Annotated in this window: 26 protein-coding genes and 2 riboswitches; of the genes, 6 read left to right on the top strand and 20 right to left on the bottom strand. The window is 41.9% G+C overall.

The genetic code is table 11. The features are described 5' to 3' along the window. Positions 1–58: 58 nt before the first annotated feature. Positions 59–172: riboswitch (SAM riboswitch) on the bottom strand. A gap of 127 nt (positions 173–299) precedes the next feature. Together FCL54_RS00290 and metX are read right to left on the bottom strand one after the other, a co-directional pair. Further along, positions 300–1,613 (bottom strand): O-acetylhomoserine aminocarboxypropyltransferase/cysteine synthase family protein, encoded by a 1,314-nt coding sequence (locus tag FCL54_RS00290; RefSeq protein ID WP_138121995.1) that lies wholly within the window; start codon positions 1,611–1,613, stop codon positions 300–302. Positions 1,614–1,635: 22 nt separating this feature from the next. Further along, positions 1,636–2,733, bottom strand: coding sequence for a homoserine O-acetyltransferase MetX (metX, locus tag FCL54_RS00285; protein ID WP_138121993.1), 1,098 nt, complete (start codon positions 2,731–2,733; stop codon positions 1,636–1,638). A gap of 112 nt (positions 2,734–2,845) precedes the next feature. Then, positions 2,846–2,959, bottom strand: a riboswitch (SAM riboswitch). Between the two features lie 170 nt (positions 2,960–3,129). On the opposite strand from metX, the gene FCL54_RS00280 reads away from it, so the two are divergent. Next, a complete protein-coding gene (locus tag FCL54_RS00280) occupies positions 3,130–3,546 on the top strand; it encodes a TlpA disulfide reductase family protein (protein ID WP_138121991.1) in 417 nt (138 codons plus the stop codon). Positions 3,547–3,659: 113 nt separating this feature from the next. Here FCL54_RS00280 and FCL54_RS00275 read toward each other — a convergent pair whose 3' ends face one another. The 5 genes from FCL54_RS00275 to FCL54_RS00255 form a co-directional block, all read right to left on the bottom strand. Next, positions 3,660–4,796 (bottom strand): anti-sigma factor domain-containing protein, encoded by a 1,137-nt coding sequence (locus tag FCL54_RS00275; RefSeq protein ID WP_138121989.1) that lies wholly within the window; start codon positions 4,794–4,796, stop codon positions 3,660–3,662. 21 nt (positions 4,797–4,817) lie between these two features. Then, positions 4,818–5,576, bottom strand: a complete 759-nt coding sequence (gene sigI, locus FCL54_RS00270; protein WP_138121987.1) for an RNA polymerase sigma-I factor — start codon at positions 5,574–5,576, stop codon at positions 4,818–4,820. Positions 5,577–6,096: 520 nt separating this feature from the next. After that, positions 6,097–6,414, bottom strand: coding sequence for a thioredoxin family protein (locus FCL54_RS00265; protein WP_138121985.1), 318 nt, complete (start codon positions 6,412–6,414; stop codon positions 6,097–6,099). 72 nt (positions 6,415–6,486) lie between these two features. Further along, the gene (locus FCL54_RS00260; protein WP_138121983.1) at positions 6,487–6,819 is read right to left on the bottom strand and encodes a toprim domain-containing protein; all 333 of its coding nucleotides are present in this window, start codon (positions 6,817–6,819) and stop codon (positions 6,487–6,489) included. Between the two features lie 290 nt (positions 6,820–7,109). After that, complete coding sequence (locus tag FCL54_RS00255; protein ID WP_138121981.1) at positions 7,110–7,655, bottom strand: TraR/DksA C4-type zinc finger protein; 546 nt, start codon at positions 7,653–7,655, stop codon at positions 7,110–7,112. A 171-nt stretch (positions 7,656–7,826) separates the two neighbouring features. Here FCL54_RS00255 and FCL54_RS00250 point away from each other — a divergent pair, with 171 nt between their 5' ends. Continuing rightward, positions 7,827–8,345 (top strand): peroxiredoxin family protein, encoded by a 519-nt coding sequence (locus FCL54_RS00250; RefSeq protein ID WP_138121979.1) that lies wholly within the window; start codon positions 7,827–7,829, stop codon positions 8,343–8,345. Positions 8,346–8,607: 262 nt separating this feature from the next. Here the strand turns inward: FCL54_RS00250 and FCL54_RS00245 are convergent, their stop codons facing one another. From FCL54_RS00245 to FCL54_RS00235, 3 genes are all read right to left on the bottom strand, one after another. Then, the gene (locus FCL54_RS00245) at positions 8,608–8,859 is read right to left on the bottom strand and encodes a YusG family protein (protein ID WP_246055092.1); all 252 of its coding nucleotides are present in this window, start codon (positions 8,857–8,859) and stop codon (positions 8,608–8,610) included. Positions 8,860–9,003: 144 nt separating this feature from the next. Next, entirely contained in the window at positions 9,004–9,387 is a 384-nt protein-coding gene (gcvH, locus tag FCL54_RS00240) for a glycine cleavage system protein GcvH (RefSeq protein ID WP_138121977.1), read from the bottom strand. A gap of 86 nt (positions 9,388–9,473) precedes the next feature. After that, on the bottom strand, positions 9,474–9,833 hold the full coding sequence (locus FCL54_RS00235; RefSeq protein ID WP_138121975.1) for an arsenate reductase family protein: 360 nt from the start codon (positions 9,831–9,833) through the stop codon (positions 9,474–9,476). 317 nt (positions 9,834–10,150) lie between these two features. On the opposite strand from FCL54_RS00235, the gene FCL54_RS00225 reads away from it, so the two are divergent. Further along, complete coding sequence (locus FCL54_RS00225) at positions 10,151–10,426, top strand: hypothetical protein (RefSeq protein WP_171016607.1); 276 nt, start codon at positions 10,151–10,153, stop codon at positions 10,424–10,426. Between the two features lie 37 nt (positions 10,427–10,463). On the opposite strand, the gene FCL54_RS00220 is transcribed toward FCL54_RS00225, so the two are convergent. The 4 genes from FCL54_RS00220 to FCL54_RS00205 form a co-directional block, all read right to left on the bottom strand. Further along, positions 10,464–12,248, bottom strand: a complete 1,785-nt coding sequence (locus FCL54_RS00220; RefSeq protein ID WP_138121971.1) for an acyl-CoA dehydrogenase family protein — start codon at positions 12,246–12,248, stop codon at positions 10,464–10,466. 28 nt (positions 12,249–12,276) lie between these two features. Then, on the bottom strand, positions 12,277–13,452 hold the full coding sequence (locus FCL54_RS00215) for an acetyl-CoA C-acetyltransferase (protein WP_138121969.1): 1,176 nt from the start codon (positions 13,450–13,452) through the stop codon (positions 12,277–12,279). A 25-nt stretch (positions 13,453–13,477) separates the two neighbouring features. Then, positions 13,478–15,874: a 3-hydroxyacyl-CoA dehydrogenase/enoyl-CoA hydratase family protein gene (locus FCL54_RS00210; RefSeq protein ID WP_138121967.1), complete on the bottom strand. Its 2,397-nt coding sequence runs from the start codon at positions 15,872–15,874 to the stop codon at positions 13,478–13,480. Between the two features lie 176 nt (positions 15,875–16,050). Then, a complete protein-coding gene (locus FCL54_RS00205) occupies positions 16,051–16,968 on the bottom strand; it encodes a proline dehydrogenase family protein (RefSeq protein ID WP_138121965.1) in 918 nt (305 codons plus the stop codon). A 318-nt stretch (positions 16,969–17,286) separates the two neighbouring features. On the opposite strand from FCL54_RS00205, the gene FCL54_RS00200 reads away from it, so the two are divergent. The 3 genes from FCL54_RS00200 to FCL54_RS00190 all read left to right on the top strand — a co-directional run bounded on the left by FCL54_RS00200 (position 17,287) and on the right by FCL54_RS00190 (position 20,588). Then, positions 17,287–17,598, top strand: coding sequence for a hypothetical protein (locus tag FCL54_RS00200; RefSeq protein ID WP_138121963.1), 312 nt, complete (start codon positions 17,287–17,289; stop codon positions 17,596–17,598). A gap of 13 nt (positions 17,599–17,611) precedes the next feature. Continuing rightward, positions 17,612–17,956: a spore coat protein gene (locus FCL54_RS00195; protein ID WP_138121961.1), complete on the top strand. Its 345-nt coding sequence runs from the start codon at positions 17,612–17,614 to the stop codon at positions 17,954–17,956. Positions 17,957–18,605: 649 nt separating this feature from the next. Then, positions 18,606–20,588 carry a S9 family peptidase gene (locus FCL54_RS00190; protein WP_138121959.1) on the top strand — a complete coding sequence of 661 codons (1,983 nt, stop codon included), beginning with the start codon at positions 18,606–18,608 and terminating at the stop codon, positions 20,586–20,588. A 171-nt stretch (positions 20,589–20,759) separates the two neighbouring features. On the opposite strand, the gene FCL54_RS00185 is transcribed toward FCL54_RS00190, so the two are convergent. From FCL54_RS00185 to FCL54_RS00160, 6 genes are all read right to left on the bottom strand, one after another. Next, positions 20,760–21,821, bottom strand: a complete 1,062-nt coding sequence (locus FCL54_RS00185; protein ID WP_246055091.1) for a mechanosensitive ion channel family protein — start codon at positions 21,819–21,821, stop codon at positions 20,760–20,762. A gap of 88 nt (positions 21,822–21,909) precedes the next feature. Further along, positions 21,910–22,170 (bottom strand): DUF2573 family protein, encoded by a 261-nt coding sequence (locus FCL54_RS00180; RefSeq protein WP_138121957.1) that lies wholly within the window; start codon positions 22,168–22,170, stop codon positions 21,910–21,912. A 115-nt stretch (positions 22,171–22,285) separates the two neighbouring features. Then, positions 22,286–22,612 carry a hypothetical protein gene (locus FCL54_RS00175; protein ID WP_138121955.1) on the bottom strand — a complete coding sequence of 109 codons (327 nt, stop codon included), beginning with the start codon at positions 22,610–22,612 and terminating at the stop codon, positions 22,286–22,288. Between the two features lie 96 nt (positions 22,613–22,708). Beyond that, a complete protein-coding gene (arcA, locus tag FCL54_RS00170; RefSeq protein WP_138121953.1) occupies positions 22,709–23,941 on the bottom strand; it encodes an arginine deiminase in 1,233 nt (410 codons plus the stop codon). 159 nt (positions 23,942–24,100) lie between these two features. Then, positions 24,101–24,607: a hypothetical protein gene (locus FCL54_RS00165; protein WP_138121951.1), complete on the bottom strand. Its 507-nt coding sequence runs from the start codon at positions 24,605–24,607 to the stop codon at positions 24,101–24,103. 104 nt (positions 24,608–24,711) lie between these two features. Further along, positions 24,712–25,629, bottom strand: a complete 918-nt coding sequence (locus FCL54_RS00160; RefSeq protein WP_138121949.1) for a DUF7916 family protein — start codon at positions 25,627–25,629, stop codon at positions 24,712–24,714. Between the last annotated feature and the right edge of the window lie 119 nt (positions 25,630–25,748).

The raw sequence follows: 25,748 nt of genomic DNA, 5'->3' as shown, positions 1-25,748 counted from the left end.
ATTAAACTTTCTTATACGGAAAAAAAGCCCTCTTCATAAGAAGAGAGCTTCATTTCTCCTCTTATCTACCAGGATGATCGAACATCCTGCAGGAATTAGCACCTTATTAAGTCAATGACTTAATGGTTGCCGGGTTTCATCGGGCCAGTCCCTCCACCGCTCTGGATAAGAAAACATTTTATTTAATTAACGCTTTAACTTATTAATTAGTAAAAACTATACACTTCGGACAAATTGATGTCAATATATTTTTAAAATTCATAAAAATTAATTAGTGACTCGAGGAAGCTTGCACTAAATTACACTGTTTCTGTTTGCAACGATGTTCCGTTGGCAATCTCGATCGCCTGTTCCAGGTCCTCGATCAGGTCCTCTACGTTCTCAATCCCTACAGATAAACGGATCAAGTCTTCTGTAACTCCCGAAGAAACGAGATCTTCTGGGTTTAGCTGCTGATGAGTGGTGCTTGCCGGATGGATAATCAGGCTCTTGGCATCTCCTACATTCGCTACATGGGACCACAGTTCAACTTTATTGATCACTTTTGCCCCTGCCTCTCTACCGCCTTTAATGCCGAACACAACAACAGAACCGGCTCCTTTTGGCAAATAGCGCTCGGCAAGCGAATAGGAAGGGTGGCTCTCTTGGCCAGGATACAACACCCAATCAACACCAGGATGTTTCTCTAGATAATCGACAACCTTTTTCGTGTTAGCCACATGTTCTTTCATGCGTACATGAAGCGTCTCAAGCCCAAGGGCAATTTGGAAAGCATTGAACGGGCTTAACGCTGGTCCTGTATCCCGAAGGAGCTGCACACGCGCTTTTACAATAAAAGCTGCTTCTGGAAGTGCTTCGGCATACACCAGCCCATTATAGCTTTCATCCGGTTCTGTAAAACCTGGAAACTTAGGGGAATTCCAGTCGAATTGCCCGCCATCAACGATAACGCCGCCAAGTGTAGTTCCGTTTCCTCCAAGCCACTTGGTAGCAGAATGGACGACGATATCGGCCCCAAAATCGATCGGCCGGCAAAGATACGGTGTAGCAAACGTGTTATCTACGATTAGAGGTATACCTGCTTCATGGGCAATGCCTGCCACTTTTTCTATATCTAATACATGCAGTCCTGGGTTACCGATCGTTTCCGCAAAGACAGCTTTTGTCTGAGGAGTGATCGCTTTCCGGAAATTTTCAGGATCTTTTGGATCCACAAAGTTTGTCTTGATTCCGTATTTAGGCAATGTTGTTGAAAAGAGATTGTACGTTCCTCCGTAAAGCGTGGAGGCTGCAACGATTTCATCACCGCTGTTTGCCAGATTTAGAATGGAAGTTGTAATCGCAGCCATGCCGCTCGCAACACCAAGCGCGCCAACGCCGCCTTCTAGCTGGGCGATTCTTTCCTCAAACACATTTACAGTCGGATTGCCGATTCTTGAGTAGATATAACCCTGTTCTTTAAGAGCAAATAAATCTGCTGCATGATCGGTAGTTTCAAAGCGATAGGCATTCGATTGATAGATCGGAACTGCCCTTGCACCTGTTGAAGGGTCTGCTTCCAGCCCTCCGTGAACGCCTACTGTTTCCAAACGGTATCTTTTCTTTTCACTCATTTTTCTCCACTCCTTATTAAACTTATAATGGCGAAACTTGCTTCAGCTTGTTTCGGACAATAAATCCCCACTTCTCAAATTCCACCAAAAATCCATCATGGCCAAAACGGGTATCCACTTCATAAAAATCACCTTCTTTTCCAATCCGGCGATACTCATCGATCATCTTACGAAGCTGATGTGGCGGGTAAAGCAAATCTCCTTTGTAGCCAATCGCCACGATCGGAGCTCTGATAGCATATAGCGCCGCTTCCCAGCCACCCCTGTCTCTTCCTATGTCATGGCTATCCATTGCTTTTAAAAGATATAAATAACTGTTGGCATCAAATCGCTTTGTAAGCTTTTTCCCCTGATAATGTAAGTAAGATTCGATTTCAAATGCAGTTTCGTTATGGGCAAGACCTACCGGTGATTGTTGTTTTCTTGAAAACCGTTGGTTGAACAGGTCATCCGAACGATAAGAAATCATTCCGATCATCCTTGCGATGCTCAAGCCCGCCTCTGGTTGGAAATCAGCCGAGTAATTACCGTTGTTCCATTTGGGATCACTGATGATCGCCTGTCTGGCGATTGCATTGTATGCGATCGCATAGTCACTAAAAGCAGGCGTAGACGCCAGCGGAAAAAGAACATCCATAAAATCGGGATAAAGCACTCCCCATTCGAGAACCTGCATTCCCCCAAGCGATCCGCCTATCACACCGGCCAAGTGTTCGATTCCAAGCTCTCTCAATGCCAGGTATTGCGCCTTCACCATATCCCGGACCGTAAGAAACGGGAATGCAGCCTGGTACGGCTTTCCGGTTTCAGGGTTGACCGAGAGCGGGCCAGTTGATCCGTTGCAGCCACCCAGCACATTGAAAGTAATGACCTTATAATTGTTTGTGTCTACATATTTGCCAGGACCAATAAACTCTGACCACCAACCGTTCTCTTGCTTATCTCCAACTGTTACTTGATTTCCCGTCAAAGCATGGCAGACAAGGATAGCAGGTGCATTTTCAACACCGGTTCTTTCATAAGCCAGTTCGACATTCGATAAACTTTTGCCTGACTCAAGCAGCAGATCTCCGATTAATACCTTTCCATGCTCCACTTCAGATTTTTCCTTTATATTCATGAAAGGCACTCCCCCTTTCCAGAAAAGTTTTTCTCTTATTTTGCTTAAGGCCTTTTAAAAACCAAAAAGCCCCTCTGAAAAACAGAGAGGCAAAAAGAATGCGTTTTTGTCTCTCTCATCTTTCAAAGCTATCAATGCTTTGCAGGATTTGGCACCATTTCAAACACGAATGTTTGACGGTTGCCGGGCTTCATCGGGCCAGTCCCTCCGCCTCTCTGGATAAGAGTAAGTATTCACACTTATTTAAATTTTCGATTGTTTAATAAGCAGTTTAGCACGATAAAGAATTATCTGTCAACGGTTAAAACAATATTATGCTGCAAGTTTTTTGTAGATGCTAAAAAGTGCTACACTAATGGGGAAGTGTCTAAGAAGATTTTTTAAAGGAGAGATTCTATGAAAGCTCCTGATTTCACATTGGAGGATTACCGATCGAAAAAAATGGTTTCTCTTGAAGACTATAAAGGCAGGGTGGTCATGATCACCTTCTGGGTTTCCTGGTGTCCTGATTGCATGCAGGACTTACCCCTAAAAGAACAGTTCTACCGTTCCATGGACTCGGAAGACCTCGCTTTTCTTAGTATCAATGTAACTGGCAGAGAAAAGGATGAAAATGCCGGTCCTGAATTTATCGAGAAACATCAGTTGCCTTTTCCTATCCTGCTTGATAAAGGAAGGCAAACATATGATGCCTATGATTGCCGAACGGTTCCTACGACAGTGATCCTTAACAAGAAACATGAAATCGCTGCAAAGTTTGAGGATAAAGCTACTTTTATAGACATCATGAAAGAGCTAAGCAACCTTTTGTAAACTGCTGAAAATAACAAACCACAAAAACCCTGCCGTTTCCCGGCAGGGTTTCCACATTTTACACACCAAAATGCTGCGGAAAGTTATCCACAGATTTATAGGGGTCAGACCCCTTAGTCTTTCTTATTTCCTTTTCCGTTGCCTTGATGTTTTTCTTTATTTTGCCCTTTGTTGCCTTTGTCTTTGCCTTTTTGTTTACCATGTTCTTTGTGTTTTAGTTTATCTTTTTTTTTATCTTTGTTGTTCTCTTTTTGCTTCAGTTGACCCGGTGGATCTTTTTTTTCATTAGCAGCCGGCTTGTTTTCTTTAGATTTGTTCTCTATAAACGGTGCAGCTTTTCCATTATTCGTATGGTTATTCAAATGCTTAAGGTTATCTTCTAACTCTTCTGAAGCAGCAGCAGGCTTCACTTGTTCCTCAACAAGCGTATTTTCTTTCTCAGGCACGTCAGCTTTTTTCTCTTTTTCTGTTTCTTCTTCCGCTACTGCCTTTTGTTTATCCTGATCTACCATAGAGCTCTTCATTTCACCGTAACTCATTTCTTTTGGAGCGTCTTCAGTAAACGCATATCCTTTGTCAACGGCATCCAAATAAACCGTATACTTTCCTGGTGAGATTCCTTTTTTAATCGCTTTTTCCCTTATTTTAGCATCCGAATCCACGATTGTTGTAGCTACTCCTCGGGTTTTCAACTGTTCAACAGCTTCTTTAGATGCAACTGACTTCTGCAACTCGTCCTGGATATCTTTATACTTATCTACATCTTCTGCTGTTGTTACGATTAATAAATTTCTCCCGTCGCTTAAGTAGCCGTTTTCATCCAATCTTTGAATAAAAACTTTTGTAAAGTTACTTAACGGCATTTCTTTAACAGCCTCCAGATCGAGCTTCAATCTTTCGGCATCGGTGTTCCACGTATGTAACTGTACGACTTCGAGTTCAGAATTCACGCCAACTTCGATGCTGGGATTAATATCAAAATTAACGTACGCTGCGACTGCTTCATTGCTTGAGAATGGTAAAAGTCCAGATACTACTACGAAAAACAGCAGTGCAGCAGCGAGCCCTGCAACTGTTGGCATAAAGGAGCGGCGCCGTGGTTTCGGCGATTCTGCGATATAAGAATGCTCTAATTCATCCCCCACCGCAAGCTGTTCCTTCCGCTTCATCTTTATTTCACGAAAAGAGCCTTCCGGTGTTAAAATGATTGCCTTGCGGCGGTTAACCTCCATTACAACCCCACGCTTCATCCCTTAACCCCCTTTACAATGTTATTGGATGTACGGTTTGAGTGAATTGAATCCACCCAGATAAATAAGTGCAACTGCTATTATATACTTTCGATTCCTCTCTATTGTTTTACGACTGCAGGAAACCTTTGTCAACAAATCTTTTATCGGCAATTGCTTTTTTTCCAATAAAAACCCGGACAGGTATTCGTCTTCTGCAATCATCTTTGCAATACTTTTTGCATTTTCCCGTGCATCAATATGTTTGGGGCATTGTTTGCTAAGGACTTTAAACGTAATGCCATATTTGGAGATCAATTCACGATATTCTTCGATTTCATATACTCTTATTTCACGCTGGCGGTCCATCTCGTAATGGTCGATAGAAGCTCTTTGTTCCGCGTAACTGTCTTCCACTCGTCCTTCCTCATCCAATTCTTCAGGCTCAAGAAAAACATGTTTGTTTTGCCTTGCTTCTTTTCTTATATAATCGATCACACGTCGCCTGATAACCATATCAGCAAACGTTAAGAACCTGCTTCCCTGGCCTTCCTTATATTGATCGATCGCTTCATTAAAAGCATAAAGTCCAATGCTGAATTCATCCATATTTTGATTGATATAACGATTGCAGACTTTGGAGGTAATCTTCTTTACAAACGGCTGGTAATCTTCCAATAACTGATTTCTTAAAAAAGTATCCCCATTTTGGATTTTGTTGATTTTTTCTTCAATGGTATTCGTTTCTTTCTCCCTCTTAAGTTTACTGATAAAACGAGTATTTACCTGCATAGTTGCCATATTCTTAACACCTCTCATCATGCGCTCATTTTTTTTGAACACCAGTCGGTGATGATGTCGTTTCTTGATGCTCTTCATTCTATTTATCGTTATTTATCGCTTTTTTGTTTTTTTCTGTTTCAATTGAATTTATTTTCGACAATATCTTTCAAAAACTTGCTCCTGCATACATTTATACCATTCATTCCACCCCAAAAAGAATACATTTTTATGACAATATTACTTTTTCTTTACTATTTATGACGTAACTATATAATCACTAAATTCGCACTATTTTCAAATAGTCCATAAATCCTAATATCAAGGGCTACAGTCACTTCTCCCCAAATTTTTCTTTTATTACACGAAATATCAAAATAGGTTAAAAAACTTTGATTCTCTTGATTTCCTTCTTTTCATTAATGTGGTATTATTGGATATTTATACATAAAAAATAAGTCGTTTGGCTTAATTTATACCGTAGGAAAAAAGCCTCTTTTCAAAAAGAGGCTTTTTTGTATGCTTATTCGGCTGTTTAAATTCATTTATAAGGGGCTAACAACCTGTACAAATAATCCACAGATCGAAAGGCAAAAACCTTCTCCTGTATGGTCTTATCTTTCAAAAGGACCAGGCAAGGAACACTCTGGATCTCAAATGATTCGGCTTTAGCAGGCATAATATTAAGGTTCGCTGCAAAAAATGCATCGCTACGAAAGTTCAAGCTTTCCAGCGCAATCTCCGTCATTCGCCTTGCAATTTTACACGTCTGGCAAAAAGGCGTATGAAAAAATATAAGAACGGGTCCGTCTTTTGTTTTCATTATGTTTTCTAATTCTGATTCATTTACTTCAATCATAGCTTCACCTATTCAGTAATTCTGCTGTCCCCTTGTTCGACTCCAAATACAGGAAATTCCACTCCTATTATATTAATGAGTCGGAGCGACTCTAAACCTGGCCGCGCGTAAAATTCTTTCAAGGTAATTAAGGGGAGTTTCAGCTACTTGTTTGTGTATCACTGTAATATATAAATGTTCTGCATGCGGGATTTCCTGCTTAAGTTGTTTTCGAAGCTTTTCTCCTGCATCATCCGCATCAACAAGCACAAATACATCTTTATCAAAAAGCTCTTCGCTCAGTTCCTCTAAACGGTCAAAACTTATGGTTCCATACGTACAAATAATATCGACTGGTTCATCTAAGATTCGTAAGAGCTGGTCTCTGTCCGTTTTCCCTTCAACGATAATTACTTTATCGCTCATGTCTCAACTCTCCATTTCGACCAAGATAATTGTTGCCGTTACTCCAATTTTGCTATTTGTCTTACTTTAATGATATGGTTTTATGCTTAGTATGGGAACTTTTCTTTACCATATCAAAAAAGAATTTATAAAACCAGGAAAAAACACACAATTATTTGAAAGTTTTCCTATTATGTAAAGAAAGATTTATTCTCTGGCCTTCACGCGTTCTTAAATCCTTTTTTGGGTAGCGCAAAGCTTTGTAGTACTCCTCTTAAGACAAAAAGGAAATGCTATTTGCATTCCCTTTTTTAATCTCCATCTCCTTTTTCATCGGACGGATAACCCGCATGATCGTAATTTTCCACTGAAGAGTTCCCGTGCTGGCTCTGGATATTATCTGCAGTCCTGATCCTAGAGTCTTCTCTCAGTTCACCGAGTGGTGTCGCATAGGATTTTTCATCGGTTTGGCTTTCAATCCTCGCATTTCTTTTTTGGTCAAACTCTCTTTGAGCTTGGATAGTCCGACTGGCATATGGCATTGCATCGAGTCTTTCTTTGGAAATTTCTTTGCCAGTATCAATACAAATACCATAGTTTCCTTCCCGGATTCGATCAAGTGCTGCATTGATATTGTCGAGTCTATTTTGCTCGACATCGTCGATCGTCATTTCTCTCTCCCTCAGGTAAAGCTGTGTCGCAAGATCTGCAAAATGGTTATCAACACTGTTTAATTCATTATCTTCACTAAGGGAATCCTCTTGTTTTTGTTCATTCGAATTTCGTTCAAGAATATCCTTTTTCAAATCAAGAAGTTTCTTTTTATAGTGCTTTAGTTCTTCCTGAGATAACGGCATATTCCTTCCCTCCGTTTCAGGTTTTTTTCCCTATTTTTATAAAAGCTTTCATCTTACATAGGGTACTTTCTTGTCCATTCCCTTTTTACAGTGAATAAAACCAACTGGTCAATGTTTACTATTCCTTAGAGTGAGGAATTAAAGTAGTAATTAATGCAAGGAGGGATGATCATGCCAAAATTGGTTCCAGGTGATAAGGCTCCGGATTTCTCTCTTGTTGATACCGGGGGCAATTTGTTTCAGTTCCATGAACATATTGAGAGCGAAAACCGCTGGCATCTAATTGTTTTTTTCCGTGGTTCTTGGTGTCCTGTCTGTAATGCACAGTTAAAAGAGCTCCAGGAAAACCTGGGTACATTTGAAGAACTTGATACTCATGTCTTAACTATTTCCTCTGATGGTATAGACCATTTGAGAGGGATGAAACAAGAACACAATTTAGAGTTTCCTGTTTTAAGTGATCCTGACCTTGTCGCAATCGATTCCTTTGGAGTCTTTTACCAAAGAGAAGAAAAAGCCTTGTACGACGACCATGGTTCACATGGAGAACCTGCTGTTTTCATTCTAGATGAAGCAGGAACGGTGATGGCGGAATTTATTCAGACAAGCCCGTTCGGAAGACCTGATATCGACGGCTTGCGGAAGACAATCAAATACATTAGGAAAAATAAAGTTTCTGTCAGAAATTGATATGCATATTCGCTCTCCCATCGCTTTGTTAGTGAGGAGAGCTTTTTTTATTGTTTTTTACAGAATCAGGGTCTGGATGCGGCCAAGTCATGGAAAAAGAATAAAATCTGTTGAAGCAAGAATAAATTTTTCTGAAGCCAGCATAAGTTGCTGCGAAAATAGAATAAGTGCTATGAAATAGGATTAAAATTCTCTGAACCTCCGATAAACCTCTCGGACCAAAATAAAAAACCGGCAATAAATGCCGGCCTTTCTTCTGGCGTTAACACCATCCAAGGTCACAGTCTTCTACATATTTCCCGTTTGTTTCCATTTGCCGCTGGTATTGATAGATCTTGTCTTGATCAAACTCAAATCCTTCGGCAAATTCATACTGGTTTCCCTGGTTGGTAAAAACAATACGCCCAATTTTATCCTCGTTTAAATAGAGTGCCATGCATCCCTGGTCAAACTTGCCATGAACACTGTTCGTGACATCGATTTTTTCAAGCGGCCTATCTTGATCCATTTCCATACAACTCATCCCCTTCTTTATATTGTCTCCACGTAAAAAGTGTTATTACAGGATTACAAAGTGCTTCAGGGCTGATGCGCAAAAACGAGCTGTTCTTTATAGAACGGCCAACAATGAATCCACCAGGTAGCTATGTGCTATTCCTTATTCTTCGCTTATCATTTTTTCGTATTCTTCAGCGCTCATTAAATCGTCAATTTCTGAAGTGTTAGATGGCTCCACTTTAATCATCCATGCTTTCTCATATGGAGATTCATTTACGAATTCAGGACTGTCATCAAGATCTTCGTTAATCGCAACAACTTTACCGGAAATCGGAGCATACAATTCAGATACTGTTTTTACTGATTCTACGCTTCCAAATGGCTCGTCCGATTCAACTTTGTCGCCAACCTCGGGAAGCTCAACAAAAACGATATCGCCAAGTTCAGATTGTGCAAAGTCAGTAATTCCGATTACTACCGTTCCGTCTTCAGATTTCACCCATTCATGTTCTTCAGAATAACGCAGTTCTTTTGGTAAGTTCATTTCGATTCCTCCATTTAGTTTGTTATGAAATCTAAGCCCTATTTACAATTAGTATCGTATTATACTTATTATAAATTAGCAACAGATTAACGTTTCCATGTTTCATCAAATGTTTCTTCTTTAAATCCTACTGTTACCTTCTCGCCATCTGTTACAATCGGACGCTTGATCAGCATGCCGTCTGATGAAAGGAGGTCTAAAAGCTCATCTTCTGAGGCTGAATTCACTTTGTCCTTCAAACCCAGCTCTCGGTACTTTTTACCGCTAGTGTTAAAAAACTTTTTTAACGGTAGTCCGCTTTTTTCGTATAGCTCCTCCAGCTTAGCTCTTGAAGGAGGATTTTCAACGATATGTATCTCATTAACCTCAACGCCGTTGTTCTCAAACCACTTTTTCGCTTTCTGGCATGTGCCGCACTTCGGATACTGGTAAAAATCCAGGGCCATTCCCATCCCCCTTTCCACCATAAAAGTCTTTTCATTATTCAGTTTATCATATAAATTATTACCAACAAATATCAAGCATACTCTTCTTTTGGATAGTTCGTGCAAAAAGGACAAAATCCTTTTTCCAGAAAGTATTTTACACATCAAAAAAATGCTTAATGATTGGCTCTTTTCACATACTTTGTTGCAATAAGCTCCATATTAGAGGAACTGCGACGCAATTGCAGCATTGACTTCCACTCCGGGCAGTTCGCTTTCCGCGGGCAACACTTCAGCTCCTCGTCAGCAAAAACCGCTTCCTGCGGGATCTTCAGCTGTTGCTTTTCCCGCAGGAGTCGACTGCCCTCCGCTGCGCGAATGAGGAGGCTCAGCGCGAGCCAGCCGAAAGCGTAATGTATTTCCGTATCGGTCTTCCATCCGTTATGTCGAAGTTTATCGCTTTTTTACAAAAACAACAATCTTCTAGAAAAGAGTTTAATAAAAAGAAGGCTGGCTTATCAGGGCTGACTGTTCCAAATAGCCGGATTCAACACCAGGTTGCAAACAGGCTTTTGGAATTGGACAGAACCTTGATTTTAGCCAACCCTCTTTAAGAGTGTGAGAGAAATAAGTTTGGAAACTTAATTTTTATTAGACAGTGTAACGTTCGTTTTCAAGGACTTTAGCAGCGATTTCACGTTTTTTCTTAATAACATTGACCGGAGTATGGCGTGTCAATTTACGTAAAGCAGACAGCATCATTCGAAGTGTGTCTCCTTCTTCAACCGCAATCAATGTTTCCTTCGCGTGTGCTTCGATTCTGTTGATAGATTCCTGACAGAATACCTGCGTTAACAATAGCTTTTGTTGTTCTTTTTCAGCGTTTGACTTGTTGATTGCTTTTTCAGTACGAAGCACACAGCTTTCCATCGCATAGACCTCACTAACGATATCAGCGATGTTCGCAAGCACCTCTTGTTCGCGCTCAAGCTTCTGGCCGTACTTTTGTACAGCAAGGCCTGCAGTCATCAAGAAGACTTTCTTCGCCATTTGCACAAGGTACTTTTCCTGCTCTAGAGGCTCGTCGCCGACTTCCTGCGGCATCAGCACCATCAGCTCTTCTTGTAAAGCTGTTGCTTTTTCCATTAACGGAAGCTCGCCCTTCATTGTTTTACGTACCAGCGTTCCAGGAACAAGAAGGCGGTTGATTTCGTTTGTACCTTCAAAGATACGGTTGATACGTGAGTCTCTATACATTGTTTCTACTTCATATTCGGACATGAAGCCGTATCCGCCGTGAATTTGCACTGCTTCATCTACAACGTAATCGAGCGCTTCAGAAGCAAAGAACTTATTTAATGAACATTCAATCGCATATTCAGCGATCGCTGCGGCAACCTGGCGTCCATCGTTTTGCGCTTCTTCAGACAACTTAGAGAAACTGTCTTCATACAATCCAACAGTACGGTAAACCGAGCTTTCAGATGCGTAAGTTTTAAGCGCCATGTTTGCAAGCTTTTCTTGAATCAATGAGAACTTCGCGATCGGAGTTTTAAATTGCTTCCGTTCGTTCGCATATTTAGCAGAAAGTTCGATCCCGCGCTTCATTCCGCCGATTGTACCAACAGCAAGCTTGTAGCGGCCAACGTTAAGGATATTAAAGGCGATCACATGCCCTTTTCCAGGCTCGCCAAGAAGGTTTTCTTTAGGAACCGCCACATCCTCAAGAATCAATGTACGTGTGGAAGAACCTTTGATTCCCATTTTCTTTTCCTCAGGACCAGTAGACACTCCGTCATAGTCTCTTTCCACAATAAATGCAGTAAATTGTTCTCCGTCAATTTTTGCATACACGATGAAAATATCGGCAAAAGCAGAGTTTGTGATCCATTGCTTTTCGCCGTTTAAAATATAGTGTGTGCCCTCTTCGTTTAATTTCGCCGTTGTTTTTGCTCCAAGCGCGTCAGAACCAGAACCTGGCTCAGTCAATGCGTAAGCCGCGATTTTCTCTCCTGATGCAAGAGGAGGCAAATATTTTTTCTTTTGCTCTTCGTTTCCAAAGAATACAATCGGCAATGATCCGATCCCTACGTGGGCTCCGTAGCTTAAAGAAAATGCTCCCGCGCGTGCAAACTTTTCCGTGATAACAGAAGAACTGATTTTATCAAGTCCAAGACCGCCGTACGCTTCAGGTACATCCGCTCCAAGCAAGCCAAGCTCACCTGCTTTGGTCAAAAGGTTTCTTGATATATCAAACTGGTGGTTTTCAATTTCTTCATGATGAGGAACAACTTCTTTTAACACAAACTCCTCTGTTGTTCTTGCCATCATGATATGTTCGTCTGTTAGATCCTCCGGTGTAAAAACAACATCCGTACCGTGGTCTTCTACTAAAAAGCTTGCCCCTTTTACTACTTTGTCTGCAGTGTTAGACATGAATAACCCTCCCTCAGGTTAACTTGTTTTATAATAATTCAAATACTCCTGCTGCACCCATACCTCCGCCGATACACATGGTTACAATTCCAAATTGCTCGTTTCGGCGTTTCATTTCATGGATTAAGCTGAGTGTCAATTTTGTTCCTGTGCATCCCATCGGATGGCCAAGCGCGATCGCACCGCCATTTACGTTAACTTTATCTTCATTGAGTCCCAGTTCGCGGATGACCTGCAAGGACTGGGAAGCAAATGCTTCGTTTAGCTCGATCAAGCCGATATCAGATAGTTCTAATCCTGCAATTTTAAGTGCTCTTGGAACTGCTTCTATTGGACCAACACCCATTATTTCAGGTGCTACTCCGGCAACAGCAAATCCTCTGAACCTTGCTAACGGCTTCAAGCCTTCGCTTTCAGCCTTTTCTTTATCCATCACAAGAACGGAAGCTGCTCCGTCGCTCATTTGTGAGGAGTTACCTGCAGTTACGGAACCTCTTACGTTAAATGCCGGTCTCAATTTAGCAAGCGCCTGCATGGACGTTTCAGCACGGACTCCTTCATCCTGGCTAAAGACGATCTGTTTTTCCTGCAGCTTATTGTTGTCATCAACCCAGCGTTTAGTGAATTCTACCGGTACGATTTCATCCTGGAAGCGTCCATTCTTTATCGCATCTGCAGCTCTCTGGTGACTTCGTAATGCAAACGCATCCTGGTCTTCCCTGCTAATATTGAATCTTCTTGCTACTTCTTCTGCTGTGTGGCCCATTCCCATGATGTATTCCGGTTGCTCCTCTACTAGAGTCGGATTCGGCTTCACGACATGGCCGCCCATCGGTATCAAACTCATCGACTCTGTTCCGCCGGCAATAATCGTGGATGCATGGCCAAGCATAATTCGCTCTGCAGCATAGGCAATACTTTGAAGACCGGAAGAACAATATCGGTTGACCGTAATGGCAGGTACAGTTTCCTTTACTCCTGCCCTGGCTCCGATCATCCTCGCTACGTTCAATCCCTGTTCCGCTTCCGGGATCGCACACCCGAAGATCAGGTCATCGATGTCTCCTTCGTATCCACCTGCTCTTTTTAACGTTTCTTTCACAGTTATAGCGCCAAGATCGTCCGGCCTGTAATTGGCTAATGTTCCTTTCTTGGCTTTTCCAACCGGCGTTCTTGCACCGGATACAATTACCGCTTCTTTCATAAGACTCCCCTCCTTAGTACCACTGTTAATTGCGTAATGGCTTTCCTTTTAGTAGCATGTGCTGCATTCTCTGTTGAGTCTTTGGCTCTGCTACAAGGCTAAGGAATGCCTCTCTTTCAAGGTCAAGCAAATACTGTTCATCAACAAGTGTTCCCTCAGGCACTTTTCCTCCTGCGATAACATTGGCGAGCTTTTTCGCAATCTTTAAATCATGATCACTTAAATAGCCGCTCCACTTCATCGTCTCTGCTCCCATGACCATCGCCGCGTATCCCGCTTCTCCGGCCACTGGAATCTTCTTCCTGCCAGGAGGCTGGTATCCTTGATCTGCAAGGAATATCGCTCGCTGCTTTGCATCATATAAAAGGTGATCCGCGTTCACACTGATGCCATCCTGCTTACGGATAAAGCCAAGCTCTTCCGCTTCATGAGCAGATTTTGAAACCTTTGCCATCGCAATCGTCTCAAATACACTGATGGCGATCTTTTGCAGGTCTACTTCTACACCGTTTGGAACCCGTTCCAGCTGACGCATGTATAGCTCTTTGTTTCCGCCACCGCCAGGGATTAACCCTACACCAACTTCAACAAGGCCCATATACGTTTCTAAAGATGCCTGCATGGATGCTGCCGGCAAACATACTTCAGTTCCGCCTCCAAGGGTCATCTGGAATGGCGCTGCAACGACAGGCCTTGCCGAATAACGGATTCTGCTCATCGTTTGCTGGAACTTCTTCGCCACCATTTCGATTTCAAAATAGTTATCATCCTGGGCTTCCATTAAGATAAGCGCAAGGTTTGCGCCAACGCAGAAGTTTTTGCCCTGATTGCCGATCACAAGCCCTTTGTAATTCTTTTCAACCTCATCGATCGCATCGTTGATCGCCTGCAAAATATCAAGGCCGATCGCATTGTTTTGCGAATGGAACTCAAGGCCAGCTACGTCGTCCCCAAGATCGATCATCGTTGCACCGGTGTTTTTCTTAATAATCTTGTTTTGTGCCTTTAATCCTTTTAAATGGATTTCTTTTGGATTCACTTCAACCTGCATGTAATCACCGGTTTGATAGAAAAACAGCTTTCCATCTTCTTTTTTATAAAAAGAACTAAAACCTTTATCAAGCATTTCAGTGATCCAATCAGGAATTTCTTCGCCTTCTTCTTTCATTCTTTCAACAGACTTTTCCAGGCCTAACGCATCCCATGTTTCGAACGGTCCTTGCTCCCAGCCGAAGCCCCATTTCATCGCCTGGTCAATCGAATAGATATCATCAGCGATTTCATAAGCTTTTTCTGCTGAATAAAGGAGCACAGGTTTTAAGATATTCCAGATCAACTCACCAGCACGATCTTTTGCGTATGCAAGTGTCTTAATCTTTTCCGCTTTCGATTTTGCCTGTTTCGTCGCTTCCACTGAAGGCGTTTTCAATTTCTTGCGCTCTTCATATTCCATCGTTTGCGGATTCAACTCAAGGATTTCGCTGCCTTTAGCCCCTTTCTTCTTTAAGAAGAAGCCCTGGCCAGCCTTAGCACCGATCCATCCTTTTTCCTGCATTTGAAGCATGAACTCCGGTACATCAAAGACATCCTTCTCTTTTCCTTCCACCTGGTCGAATACATTTCGTGCCACATGAATAAATGTATCTAAGCCGACTACATCAAGTGTTCGGAACGTTGCGCTCTTAGGCCTTCCGATCAACGGACCTGTTACTGAATCCACTTCCCCGACTGTAAAGCCGCGTTCGAGCATTTCTCTTGCAGTAACGAGAAGCCCATAGGTGCCAATTCTGTTCGCGATGAAGTTCGGTGTATCTTTGGCTTCTACTACACCTTTTCCAAGCACATCCTCGCCAAATCGCTTCATAAACAAAACGATTTCAGGGTCTGTTGCTTCTGTAGGTATAATTTCTAACAATTTTAAGTATCTAGGCGGGTTAAAGAAGTGTGTCCCCAGAAAGTGGGATTTAAATTCGTCTGATCGTCCTTCCGACATTGCTTCCACTGATATCCCGGAAGTGTTGGAACTTACTATCGAACCAGGTTTACGATATTTTTCAACCTTCTCGAAGACCTGCTTTTTAACATCTAGATTTTCAACAACCACTTCTATAATCCAGTCTACTTCGCTTAGTTTTTCAAGATCATCTTCCAGGTTCCCCGGTTCGATAAGGGCGAGATGATCCTTTTTAGAAAGCGGTGCCGGTTTTTGTTTTTTCAATTTTGCCAGCGCATCCTGCGCAATTCGATTCCTCACATAGGGAGATTCCAGAGTTAGCCCTTTTGCTTCTTCTTGATCAGTCAGCTGTTTGGGAACGATGTCTAATAAAAGACTCGGAATTCCAACATTCGCTAAATGTGCTGCGATGCCTGACCCCATTACACCTGACCCGAGTACTGCTACTTTACGAATACTGCGTGTCATAACGGACCTCCTTGACCTTGAATGAATACTCATTCATTTTTTGCTCAAAAAAAATAGTGCAAACCAATTTCTACCTCAACTATACGATATTTTCTGAAACTTAGCAATATGAAGAAGTTATTTTCTTTTATATATTTTTCGGATCAATTAAAAAAAACAGACCGTTTAAGGCCTGTTTATCCCTTTAGGATTCCTTTTAACACAAATGCTACGTTCGCTGGTCTTTCAGCAAGCCTGCGCATAAAATATCCATACCAATCTTTCCCGTATGGCACATATACCCGCATCTTGTACCCTTCTTTTAAAAGCTCTTCCTGCCTTTCGACGCGAATTCCGTACAGCATCTGGAATTCAAACTGCTCGCGCGGGATGTTATGCTCTTCCACCAGCTTTTTCGTATATTCAATAATGTTATCATCGTGTGTTGCAACCGCTGTATAATTTCCATTCAGCAAGTGCATCTTGATGATTTTTTTAAAGTTCTCATCCACATCTTTTTTCTCCGGAAAAGCTACTTTCGGAGACTCTTTATATGCGCCTTTAACCAATCGCAAATTTGGCGAATACTGATTCAAGTCTTCAATATCGTCGCTTGTCCGATATAAATAGGCCTGGATAACTGTCCCGATGTTTTCGTAATCCTTTTTCAGTTCCTTAAAGATATCTATCGTTTTCTGGCATCTTTCAAAGTCTTCCATATCGATCGTTACAAACACATCATTCTTGTCAGCCGCTTCCATGATCTGGCGCATGTTATCCAGAGCTAACTTTTCATCAATATCCAATCCCATCGATGTAAGTTTTAAGGATAACTGGGAATCAAGGCCTTCTTTTGCAATGGATTCGATTGCTTTTATACAGTGATCTGCCATTTCCTGCGCTTCATTTGCATCATCCACAAATTCGCCGAGATGATCGATCGTAACACATAGGCCTTTTTTATTTAATTCTTTAATTGCATTTAAGGATGCTTCCAGGGATGCACCCGCTACAAAACGTCCTGCTCCAAATCGCATTCCGTATTTTTTGGCCATCTTTGTAGCCAATTTATTTTTGCCCATGAACAAAAAAAAGTTACGCATTACTTGTTCCATAAAAACCCCTCCGTGCAAACGCATACAGTTTAAAAGGTCTTACTAATTATCTAGACAGAAATACCTGCAAGCTCTATCGAATCGCCCCAAAAATCGCCATATTTCGCCTCTAACTGTATTTTATCATGAAATTTATAAATTGGGACTATCTTTTCACGGGATTTTACCGTTTTCCTCAGGGGTACGTTTAAAACTTGTCAGGTATTTAGGGATTACCCGTTATAAAAGGCTTAGAAACACTGAATAGAACTACAGTCCTGTGGAATCCTAAAGTCGATAAACAATTCTTGTAAATGGTAAAAAAAGGAGGTATTCCAAATGCAACAACAGCAACCGCAGAACCAGCAACAGCAGGGTGTTATGCAACACCCCCCTAAGGTACTTTCAACGAAAGACCATCTTTATCTAACTGATATGATGTCATGGAATTTAATGGCGATGAAAAAGGCCCATTTTTATGCGGATCTTTGCCAGGACCAGGATGTAAAAGCTGCACTGGATAAAGCAGGACAAATGCATCAGCAGCATTACCAGAAAATCTTAAATCATATGGAGATGCATCTTCAGGAAAAAACACAGCCATCAGCTGGAATTCAGCAGGGCATGCAGCAAAATATGCCACAACAATAAGAGGAGGATTTCGATGAACCAGAATCAAAGCAAAATTAAAAACCCAAAAACAAGTGTTCCAAAAACACCTTTAATGAATGACCGCGATTTTTCGAATGATATGCTTGCGACAGAAAAGTACATGACCGATTCATATTGTACAGCATTAAATGAAGCAAGCCATGAAGCACTCTATGATGACTTGATCACGATCTTCAACGAAACGCAACAGTGCCAGCGTGACTTCTTTAACTTAATGTTCCAAAAAGGCTGGTACAAGCTCGAACCAGCTACAGAGCAGCAGATTCAGCAATCACATCAGCAATTCACAAATTATACGACCACACAATTTCCTTATGACGGCAAAACAATGATGTAAATACTTTTATGCTGGGATAAAAGTAAAACAAATCCGACTGATTCAGATTTCGAATCAGTTCGGATTTTTCTTTTGGACCGTTTTCGCAAGCTTTGTTGTTCATTATAGCGATAAACTGTGACGCAATTGCAGCCTTGATTTCCACTCGGGCAGTTCGCTTTCCGCGGGCAACGCTTTAGCTGTTGTTTTTCCCGTAGGACCAGGGAAGCTTCGGCAGCGTTACATCCCACGATGGACATTTTCGAGGAGTCGACGAGTCGACTGCCTTCCGCTCCAATCAATTGACGTTTTTCAAAGATGTAGAGCGTCAAAGCACAGCTCAGCGAAGGAAATACACATAGACTCCTGCGGGACAGCGATGACGCTGAGACCCCGCAAGGAGCGTTTTGTGCGAGTGAGGAGGCTCAGCGCGAGCCCGCGGAAAGCGTAGTGTATTTCCGCAGCGGCCATCCATCCGTTATGTCGCAGTTCCTCTCTAATGTGTCACTTATTAAGCAAAAAAGTCTGGGAAAAGAGCCTTTTAAAAAGACAGCTCTTCTCATAATATATTCATAAATAACAGGGTTGCATAAACAGGAAGGAAAAAAACTTCGTCTAACGAAATAGATTAGGGAAGCATTTTATTTTTTATCATTGAAAGGAGACACCTATGAGAACAATACAAAAAGAAGATCTTTACCAAATGAAATTTTCCGGCAGCCCTACTATTTCACCGGATGGAAAGAATATTGTTTATGTTTTAACAGAAGTTAGCAAAGAAGAGAACGGCTATTCTTCCTCTCTTTATTTGCATAACGGGGAACAAACCAGGCAGCTTACATACCCTTACTCTGCTGAGAAAAAGCTTGTAAAGGATCATAATCCGAAATGGTCACCTGATGGTACATACCTTGCGTTTCTTTCTAATCGTACAGGAAAAAGCCAGATCTGGATCCTGCCATTTTCGGGAGGGGAGGCCTTCCAGCTTACGGACCTGGAAGATGGAGTCAGCGATTTCAACTGGTCTCCTGATGGCACCAGGCTAACGTTTGTTGGCAAAGTTACGGAAGACAGATCAGCCAACTCAGATGACAAAGACGAAAAAGAAGACGAGGAAAAAGGTTATACGGTTGTGACAAGACTCCGCTATAAAGGGGATGGCGTCGGATTCTATGACGGGTTTTCCCATCTTTTTATCATTGAATTATCATCTAAAGCTGTTACCAGGATCACAGAAGGCGACTTTAACCATTCCGGACCGCTGTTTTCCCCAACAGGAGATAGTATCTATTATCTCGCTAATAAAGATGACGACCGGGAGCTTGTTGATCTAAATGATATTTACCGCTTTGACCTGGGAACAAAAGAAACGAAACAGATCGTCGAAGGAAAAGGATTCCTTCTGTCGCCTGACCTTTCACCTGATGGCAGCTATCTTGCTTTTGTTGCACACGAAGAAGGGGAAATAAGCTCTGCAACGACAGGTGTCTGGATTCACAATCTTTCATCAGGAGAAACAACAAAACTTACGAAAGAATTAGACAATCCTGTCGGAAACTATGTCGGTGTTGATGCCAGCTATGATACTCCGTTATATCAGGTGAAATGGACGGAAGACAGCAAAAATGTGACCTTTACTGCAACAGTAGGCGGTAACTGCTGGATTTATGAAGTTTCGTTAAACGGAGAAATCCGTAGAATACTGCCTGATGAGAATGTTGTTATAAGCTCTTTTGACCGAGTAAGTACAAAATTGGCATTCGTAAAAGCAACACCTCTTTCTCCTGGTGATGTCTGGGTTTCAGAAAATGGAGAAACGAGGCAAATATCATCTCACAACGAAGAACTTTTCGCTGGAATTTCATTGAGTAAACCAGAATCCTTTATTTATAAAGGGGCAGATGGTTGGGATATCGAGGGCTGGATATTGCCGCCGGTGAACAGGAAGGAAAATGAGAAAGTTCCTGTTGTCCTTCAAATACACGGCGGCCCACATACTGCTTATGGAAACGCTCTTCACCATGAGTTTCAGCTTCTGGCAGCAGAAGGATATGCGGTTGTGTATACGAACCCTCGGGGAAGCCACGGTTATGGCGACCTTTTTGTTAAAGCCTGTGTAGGGGACTGGGGCATCAAGGATAGAGAGGACATTATAAAAGGCCTGGACTATGCTCTTGAAAATTATGACTATCTTGATAAAGAGCAGCAGTTTATAACAGGCGGCAGTTATGGCGGATTTATGACAAACATGGTCATTTCCCAAACCGACCGTTTTAAAGCAGCTGTAACACAGCGTTGTATCAGCAATATGTACAGCTTTTTCGGAACTAGCGATATCGGTTTTTACTTTGGATCAGCTCAGCTTGGCGACGTTGACCTTTGGGAAGATGAAGAAACAATCATGAAATTCTCGCCGATCCGTTATGCAAAAAACGTTAAAACACCGACAAATATCATTCACAGTGAAGAAGACCTGAGATGTCCGATGGAACAGGCTGAACAATGGTATATCGCATTAAAGAGGCTAGGCGTAGACACAAGACTCATCCGCTTCAAAGGAGAAAACCACAACCTCTCCCGCTCCGGAAAACCAAAAAACAGAATAAAAAGACTCGAAGAAATCACAGGATGGTTTAACAAATACCGAGCATAACGAAAGGCAGCCACCGGGCTGCCTTTCGTTATGGTAGAAGACCTGTTTTAAAATTGGACTTCAAAAATAGGACCACGAAGCGTCACATCTTTGCTCTCCCTAAAAAGATGAACACACCTTTTTGTAAGAGCGAAGCGCCCGGGAGAGCAAAAATGTCCAATCTACTTTCACTCAATACTCCCCGCGCTCTATATACGCTGAAGCAAGCTCGATCCCGTGTTTCCAGAACAGCTCTGCGATCGAATGTCGAAGCCTGCTCTCCACCTTTTCCTTTGTATCAAAATTCACCACTGGGACTTCTACCAAAAAATCGAGTGCCTTATCGCGAAAATTAACAAATCGAATATCTGGCTCCGGAAAATCAAGAATACCCTCGAAATGCCCCTTTTGTTGTTCTACTGCAATCTTCAACAGCCTCTCCACTTCTTCCGTATCAGTTCCATACGTGATGCTGACCGTAACAGAGGCCATCATCTCTGAACCAGTCCGGTTTTTTATAACCTGCTCAATAAAATGCTGGTTCGGGACAATTAGCGTTCCTTCCTTTGCGGTCCTGACGATAGTGGATCTCAGCCTTATCCTCTCTACTTTGCCAATCTTGCCGTCCAGCTGAATCATCTCACCGATCTCGATCGGGCGTTCAAATAAAATAATAATACCCGAAACAAAGTTTGCAGCGATGTTCCGCATACCGAACCCGATACCGATCCCTAACACGCCGAATATAGCTCCAATTGCCGTTAGGTCAAGCCCGACTGTAGAAAAGCTAAAAGCAAGGGCGGCAAACAAAATTAAATAATAAATGATTCTGTTTAATGTATAGCTCAATCCTCGGTCCACATCATAGAAGTCATAGACAGAAGGCATGATAAATTTTATTATCATTCTGGCAATCTGGTATCCAAGTGAAACGATCATGAATGCCACAATTATTAGGAACATCGTTACATCCAGGTCACCGGATGTATACAATGTGTAAAACAGCCATTTTTGTTTTGAAAAATATAATAGAAACAATAAAATCGATCCGTAAAATGTTAACCAATTCAATATAGAGTTTGCAGCCGGAATCACTCTATCTTTTAAAGAAGGGCGTTTTTTTGCTGCTATCCTTAGTACAAGCATAACCACCCATTTACCGCCAACTAAGAGAGCGAGAAAAACAAAAAAAAGGCCTACTTCCCTTGGTGACAAGTCCTTAAAAAATTCATTGATAAATTCTGTTTCGAACAATTACTATCACCTGCTTTATTACCATCATGATTATCTATTCCTGTTACCCCAAAAAAATAAACAAGCATATGAGTATGCCTGTTTGCGATTACTTTTTTATTCGTTGATTTTCCCGGTGTTTTTCATTGAGGGCTTTAATCTCCCCGACAAGTTCCTTCATAGATTCCTTTGCATCTGGATACTCTTCATTCCAGTGCCTGGCGAGCGGACCCATCGACTTTGAGATATGCATATACAATGCCCAGATTTTAACCTTTTCCTTTAAATCAGAATTTGTTTCTCCTAAAAGGTTTTCCGTATACTTTTCAAGTAAGCCATCCATTTGTTCCTGCAATTTCTCTAAATCCATTCTCGAGGTCCTCCTTTTTTCTATCAGTTTTTTGTATCATAAGCTAGTTACGCACTCATTTCAACTCTTCACACAATAAAACATATGATAGAAAGGCAATAATAGAAGGCGTTCTTTAGCGATACATCAGCTTTTTTAATCGCCTGTAATCCTCGCGCTCTTGATTCAGTCGAATAGCACTCACCAGTTTATCAATAACTGTTTTTTCATCTGTTAATATATAAAATCGGCAATTGATCGTCGCAAAATCGCCAAAGAACGTTTTACAGCCGATATACCGCTTTGTTTCTGCAGTCCACTGTAACGGCTTGTATGGCATTATAAAATTTCCGCAGTCTTCAAACATTGGGTCCAGCGGATGCTCTTCCATAAGTTTAACAAGCTCGTAGCAGTTCAAATTCAATCCGTTCTGTTTTGTTCCTATCTCTCTGATTTCAAGCATAATTTCCCCCCTCCCAACATCTATTCGCAAGGTTAGTTCTTAATCTGGGAGGGTAAATGGTTGGATTCCCTGTAAATCATTAGTTTGCTGTTTTTGCTAATCACTTAATGAAGCCCGTACAAGCGGCATACTCATGCAGCGAGGGCCACCTCTACCTCGTGCCAGTTCGGAGCTCGGCACTTCCAGCACTTCGATGCCATGCTCTCTTAGAACACGGTTTGTTACCACATTTCGATCGTAGGTTACGACAACTCCCGGCGCAATCGCAAGTGTATTCGAGCCGTCGTTCCATTGTTCTCTTGCGGCATCAATCCGGTCACCGCCTCCGCATGGTATTAAAACAATACTTTTAAGGGAGAGAACTTCTTTTAAGACGTCCGAAAGGTTTTCACGGTGCTCGATCTGCATCTCTCCATCGGCACCTTTTTCAAGGATATAAATATTCATTTTACCTGCTGGACCCTGGATGGCATGGTGTATCGCAAATTTATCATGATCAACCATTGTAAATACCGTATCAAGATGCATGAAAGCTCTCGACTTCGGTATCTCGATCGCAACTACTTTCTCGTATCCACTGCTGTTCAGCAAATTTTCAGCTAGCTTTTCAATGGCAAGAGGCGACGTTCTGGCACTTACCCCAACCGCTACAACCCGGTCGCTTAAAACGAGCTGGTCCCCTCCTTCCATTGGAACAAGGCTCTCCTCTGAAAACCACTCTGGTATTTCGTCGTCAGTGAAGTCCGGGTGGTGGTTGATAATCGTTCTAACAAACTGGCTTTCTCTTCTTCTTGCTTCACTATACATCCTGCTGATAGATACACCGTTCCCTATTCCTGCAGCAGGATCTCTTGTAAACACCAGGTTCGGCATCGGATCCAAATAAAATGGATCATGTGCCTCCATTATTTCATAAAGGTGTTTCCGTTTATTCTTCTGAATCTCTTTTTTCAACACACCTGACATTACCTTTTGAACAAGTTCGTCGTTTGGCAAATCAAGCAAATAGTTTTTAAGATGCTCGTAAGCCCCGTTTTCCTTATACTTGCTGTTATACAAAACTTTCTCTACAAATTGTCGGCGCAGTTCTTCCGTTCTTAAAGCTTCTGCTGTTAAATTTTCAAGGTAGACAACCTCTATCCCTCTGTTTCGCAATGTTTCTGCAAACTGGTCATGCTCTTCCTGCATCTTTGGCAAAAAAGGAATGTCATCAAAAAGAAGCCGTTCAAGGTATTCAGGTGTTAAGTTATCAATCTCTTTACCTGGCCGGTGCAGCAATACCTTTTTCAATGTTCCAATCTCAGATGTAATATGAATAGGCTTTTTCATCCCTTCGTCCTCCACTCATTTATGTATTCTGGTGGTATACCTATTCCACTCGGAGACAACCTGTAAACTGGACAAGGATAACAATTTTTGACACATGCATGTACACACTTATGGCGAAAATCCAGAAAGAGTCTTTACTATTTGATGTGGATGTTAAGCTTAAAATTGTTTTGATATCTCCGGATTATCTGCCAGCCACCTGACAAGTTCAGGGTGCTTTGACAGCTTCTCTTTCGGAACGACAACCGGGATACCTCTTTTTACAGAAACTAAACGGTAAGATGAACCCCATTTTATAAGGAAGAGGTCAGGTTCAGGGGTTGCCTGTACATCCGTTACCTCTCTGTCATTTTGTTTAAAATACTGGTTTATTCGTTCAAAAGTCCATTCTGTGTTATCTTGAATGTCTATTTCAGAACTTATAGAACAATCTGGCTCTCTCTGAGATAAAGTATTGACCGCCGGGTTTTGTTCCAGCCTGTTTAACCGATCAATGATTTCACCCAACGCTATATAAATGACTCCAAGAAAAGCTGCGGCAACCACAGGTGTAAAAAAAGCAATAAAACCATCTTCGGCCTGCATTAAACCAATGATAAATCCACATAACAATATTCCAAAACCAATAAAATACAAAAGCTTAGAAAACTTATTTTTTTCTTTCATTATCTCCCTCCTAAATGTTTTTCCAACACATACATTCATTAAAACGAGAAGAATACCTGCATAAAAAAAGAAAGCCCGGCTAATAGCCGAGCCTTTCAACCCTATTACCGTTGTGAAGATGATGCCATCCGTATATACGTGTGGCGTTTTCCGCGTATCGCGATCGAGTATGCCAGAATGTTTTCAGGAGCGGCGATTCCGCTGTATCCCGCATCACCGATATGATGAATATCCGCTCCTACCATTTTATTTTGAAGCGCAATCTGGCGAATGGTATCTTCGTCAGCTCCCTCCTGGCTCGTGCCGATCGTAAGCATCGTAAGCGCGCCCTTTTCTCTTACAACACGAACCTTTTTAACCATGCTGTCGACGGTTATTCCCGGAACCGTTCCCGGAGAAGGAAGCAAAATTACATCGGCGCCAGAGTCTATAAAGTCAGTAAGTACATCATCTGAAATTATTCCTTCCCCGATATCGCCTCTTACTCCTGCCCCATGCATCTTACCTGCCATAATCAACACATCGTCGCCCAGTATGTTCGAAGCAAGTTTTATCGATTCAATGATCGCTTTATTTGTAACACCCGTCTTGGGATTCCCTGTCAGGCAAACAAAATCAAACCCGAGTTCCTTCACCTTTTTAAAAGAAGCTTCGGACGCTGTTCTTCCCTCTGGCAATTCAAGCAAACTTTCGATTGCATCGGCGCTTTGATCAACAGGTTCCAGGTTTAAGCCTATCGGCCTTCCTGTCATTTCTTTCAACTTATGTATCACTTCATAATCTTCCTGGTCACTGAACCCTTCCACCTTTGGATGAAACACATCAAATAGATTAAAAAGTAAAAGGTCTGCCCCGAACGCTCCTGCCATTTCAGCGTTTGTCACTTGCGGGTAAAGCGGTGAAACGGAGGTGATGACTTCTGATAGCATAACACGGCCTTCTGATGCAGCAATCGACTGTTTCAACTGAGCAGCATTCATTTTCTTGAAATCTGAAGCATTGCAATCCAGTAATCGTTTCATCTTTAGCACCTCTTTTTTTAGTTTATTGCCTCATTGTTCCTTTAAATAGCCTGTCCATCCCACTTGAGCAGGTAAACTCCGGCGGATAAATGCCGGAGTTTAACATCTTCATTCCTATT

Source organism: Exobacillus caeni (genome assembly GCF_005747095.1).
Taxonomy (GTDB): domain Bacteria; phylum Bacillota; class Bacilli; order Bacillales; family Guptibacillaceae; genus Exobacillus; species Exobacillus caeni.
This window is presented reverse-complemented; position numbering and strand designations above follow the sequence as displayed.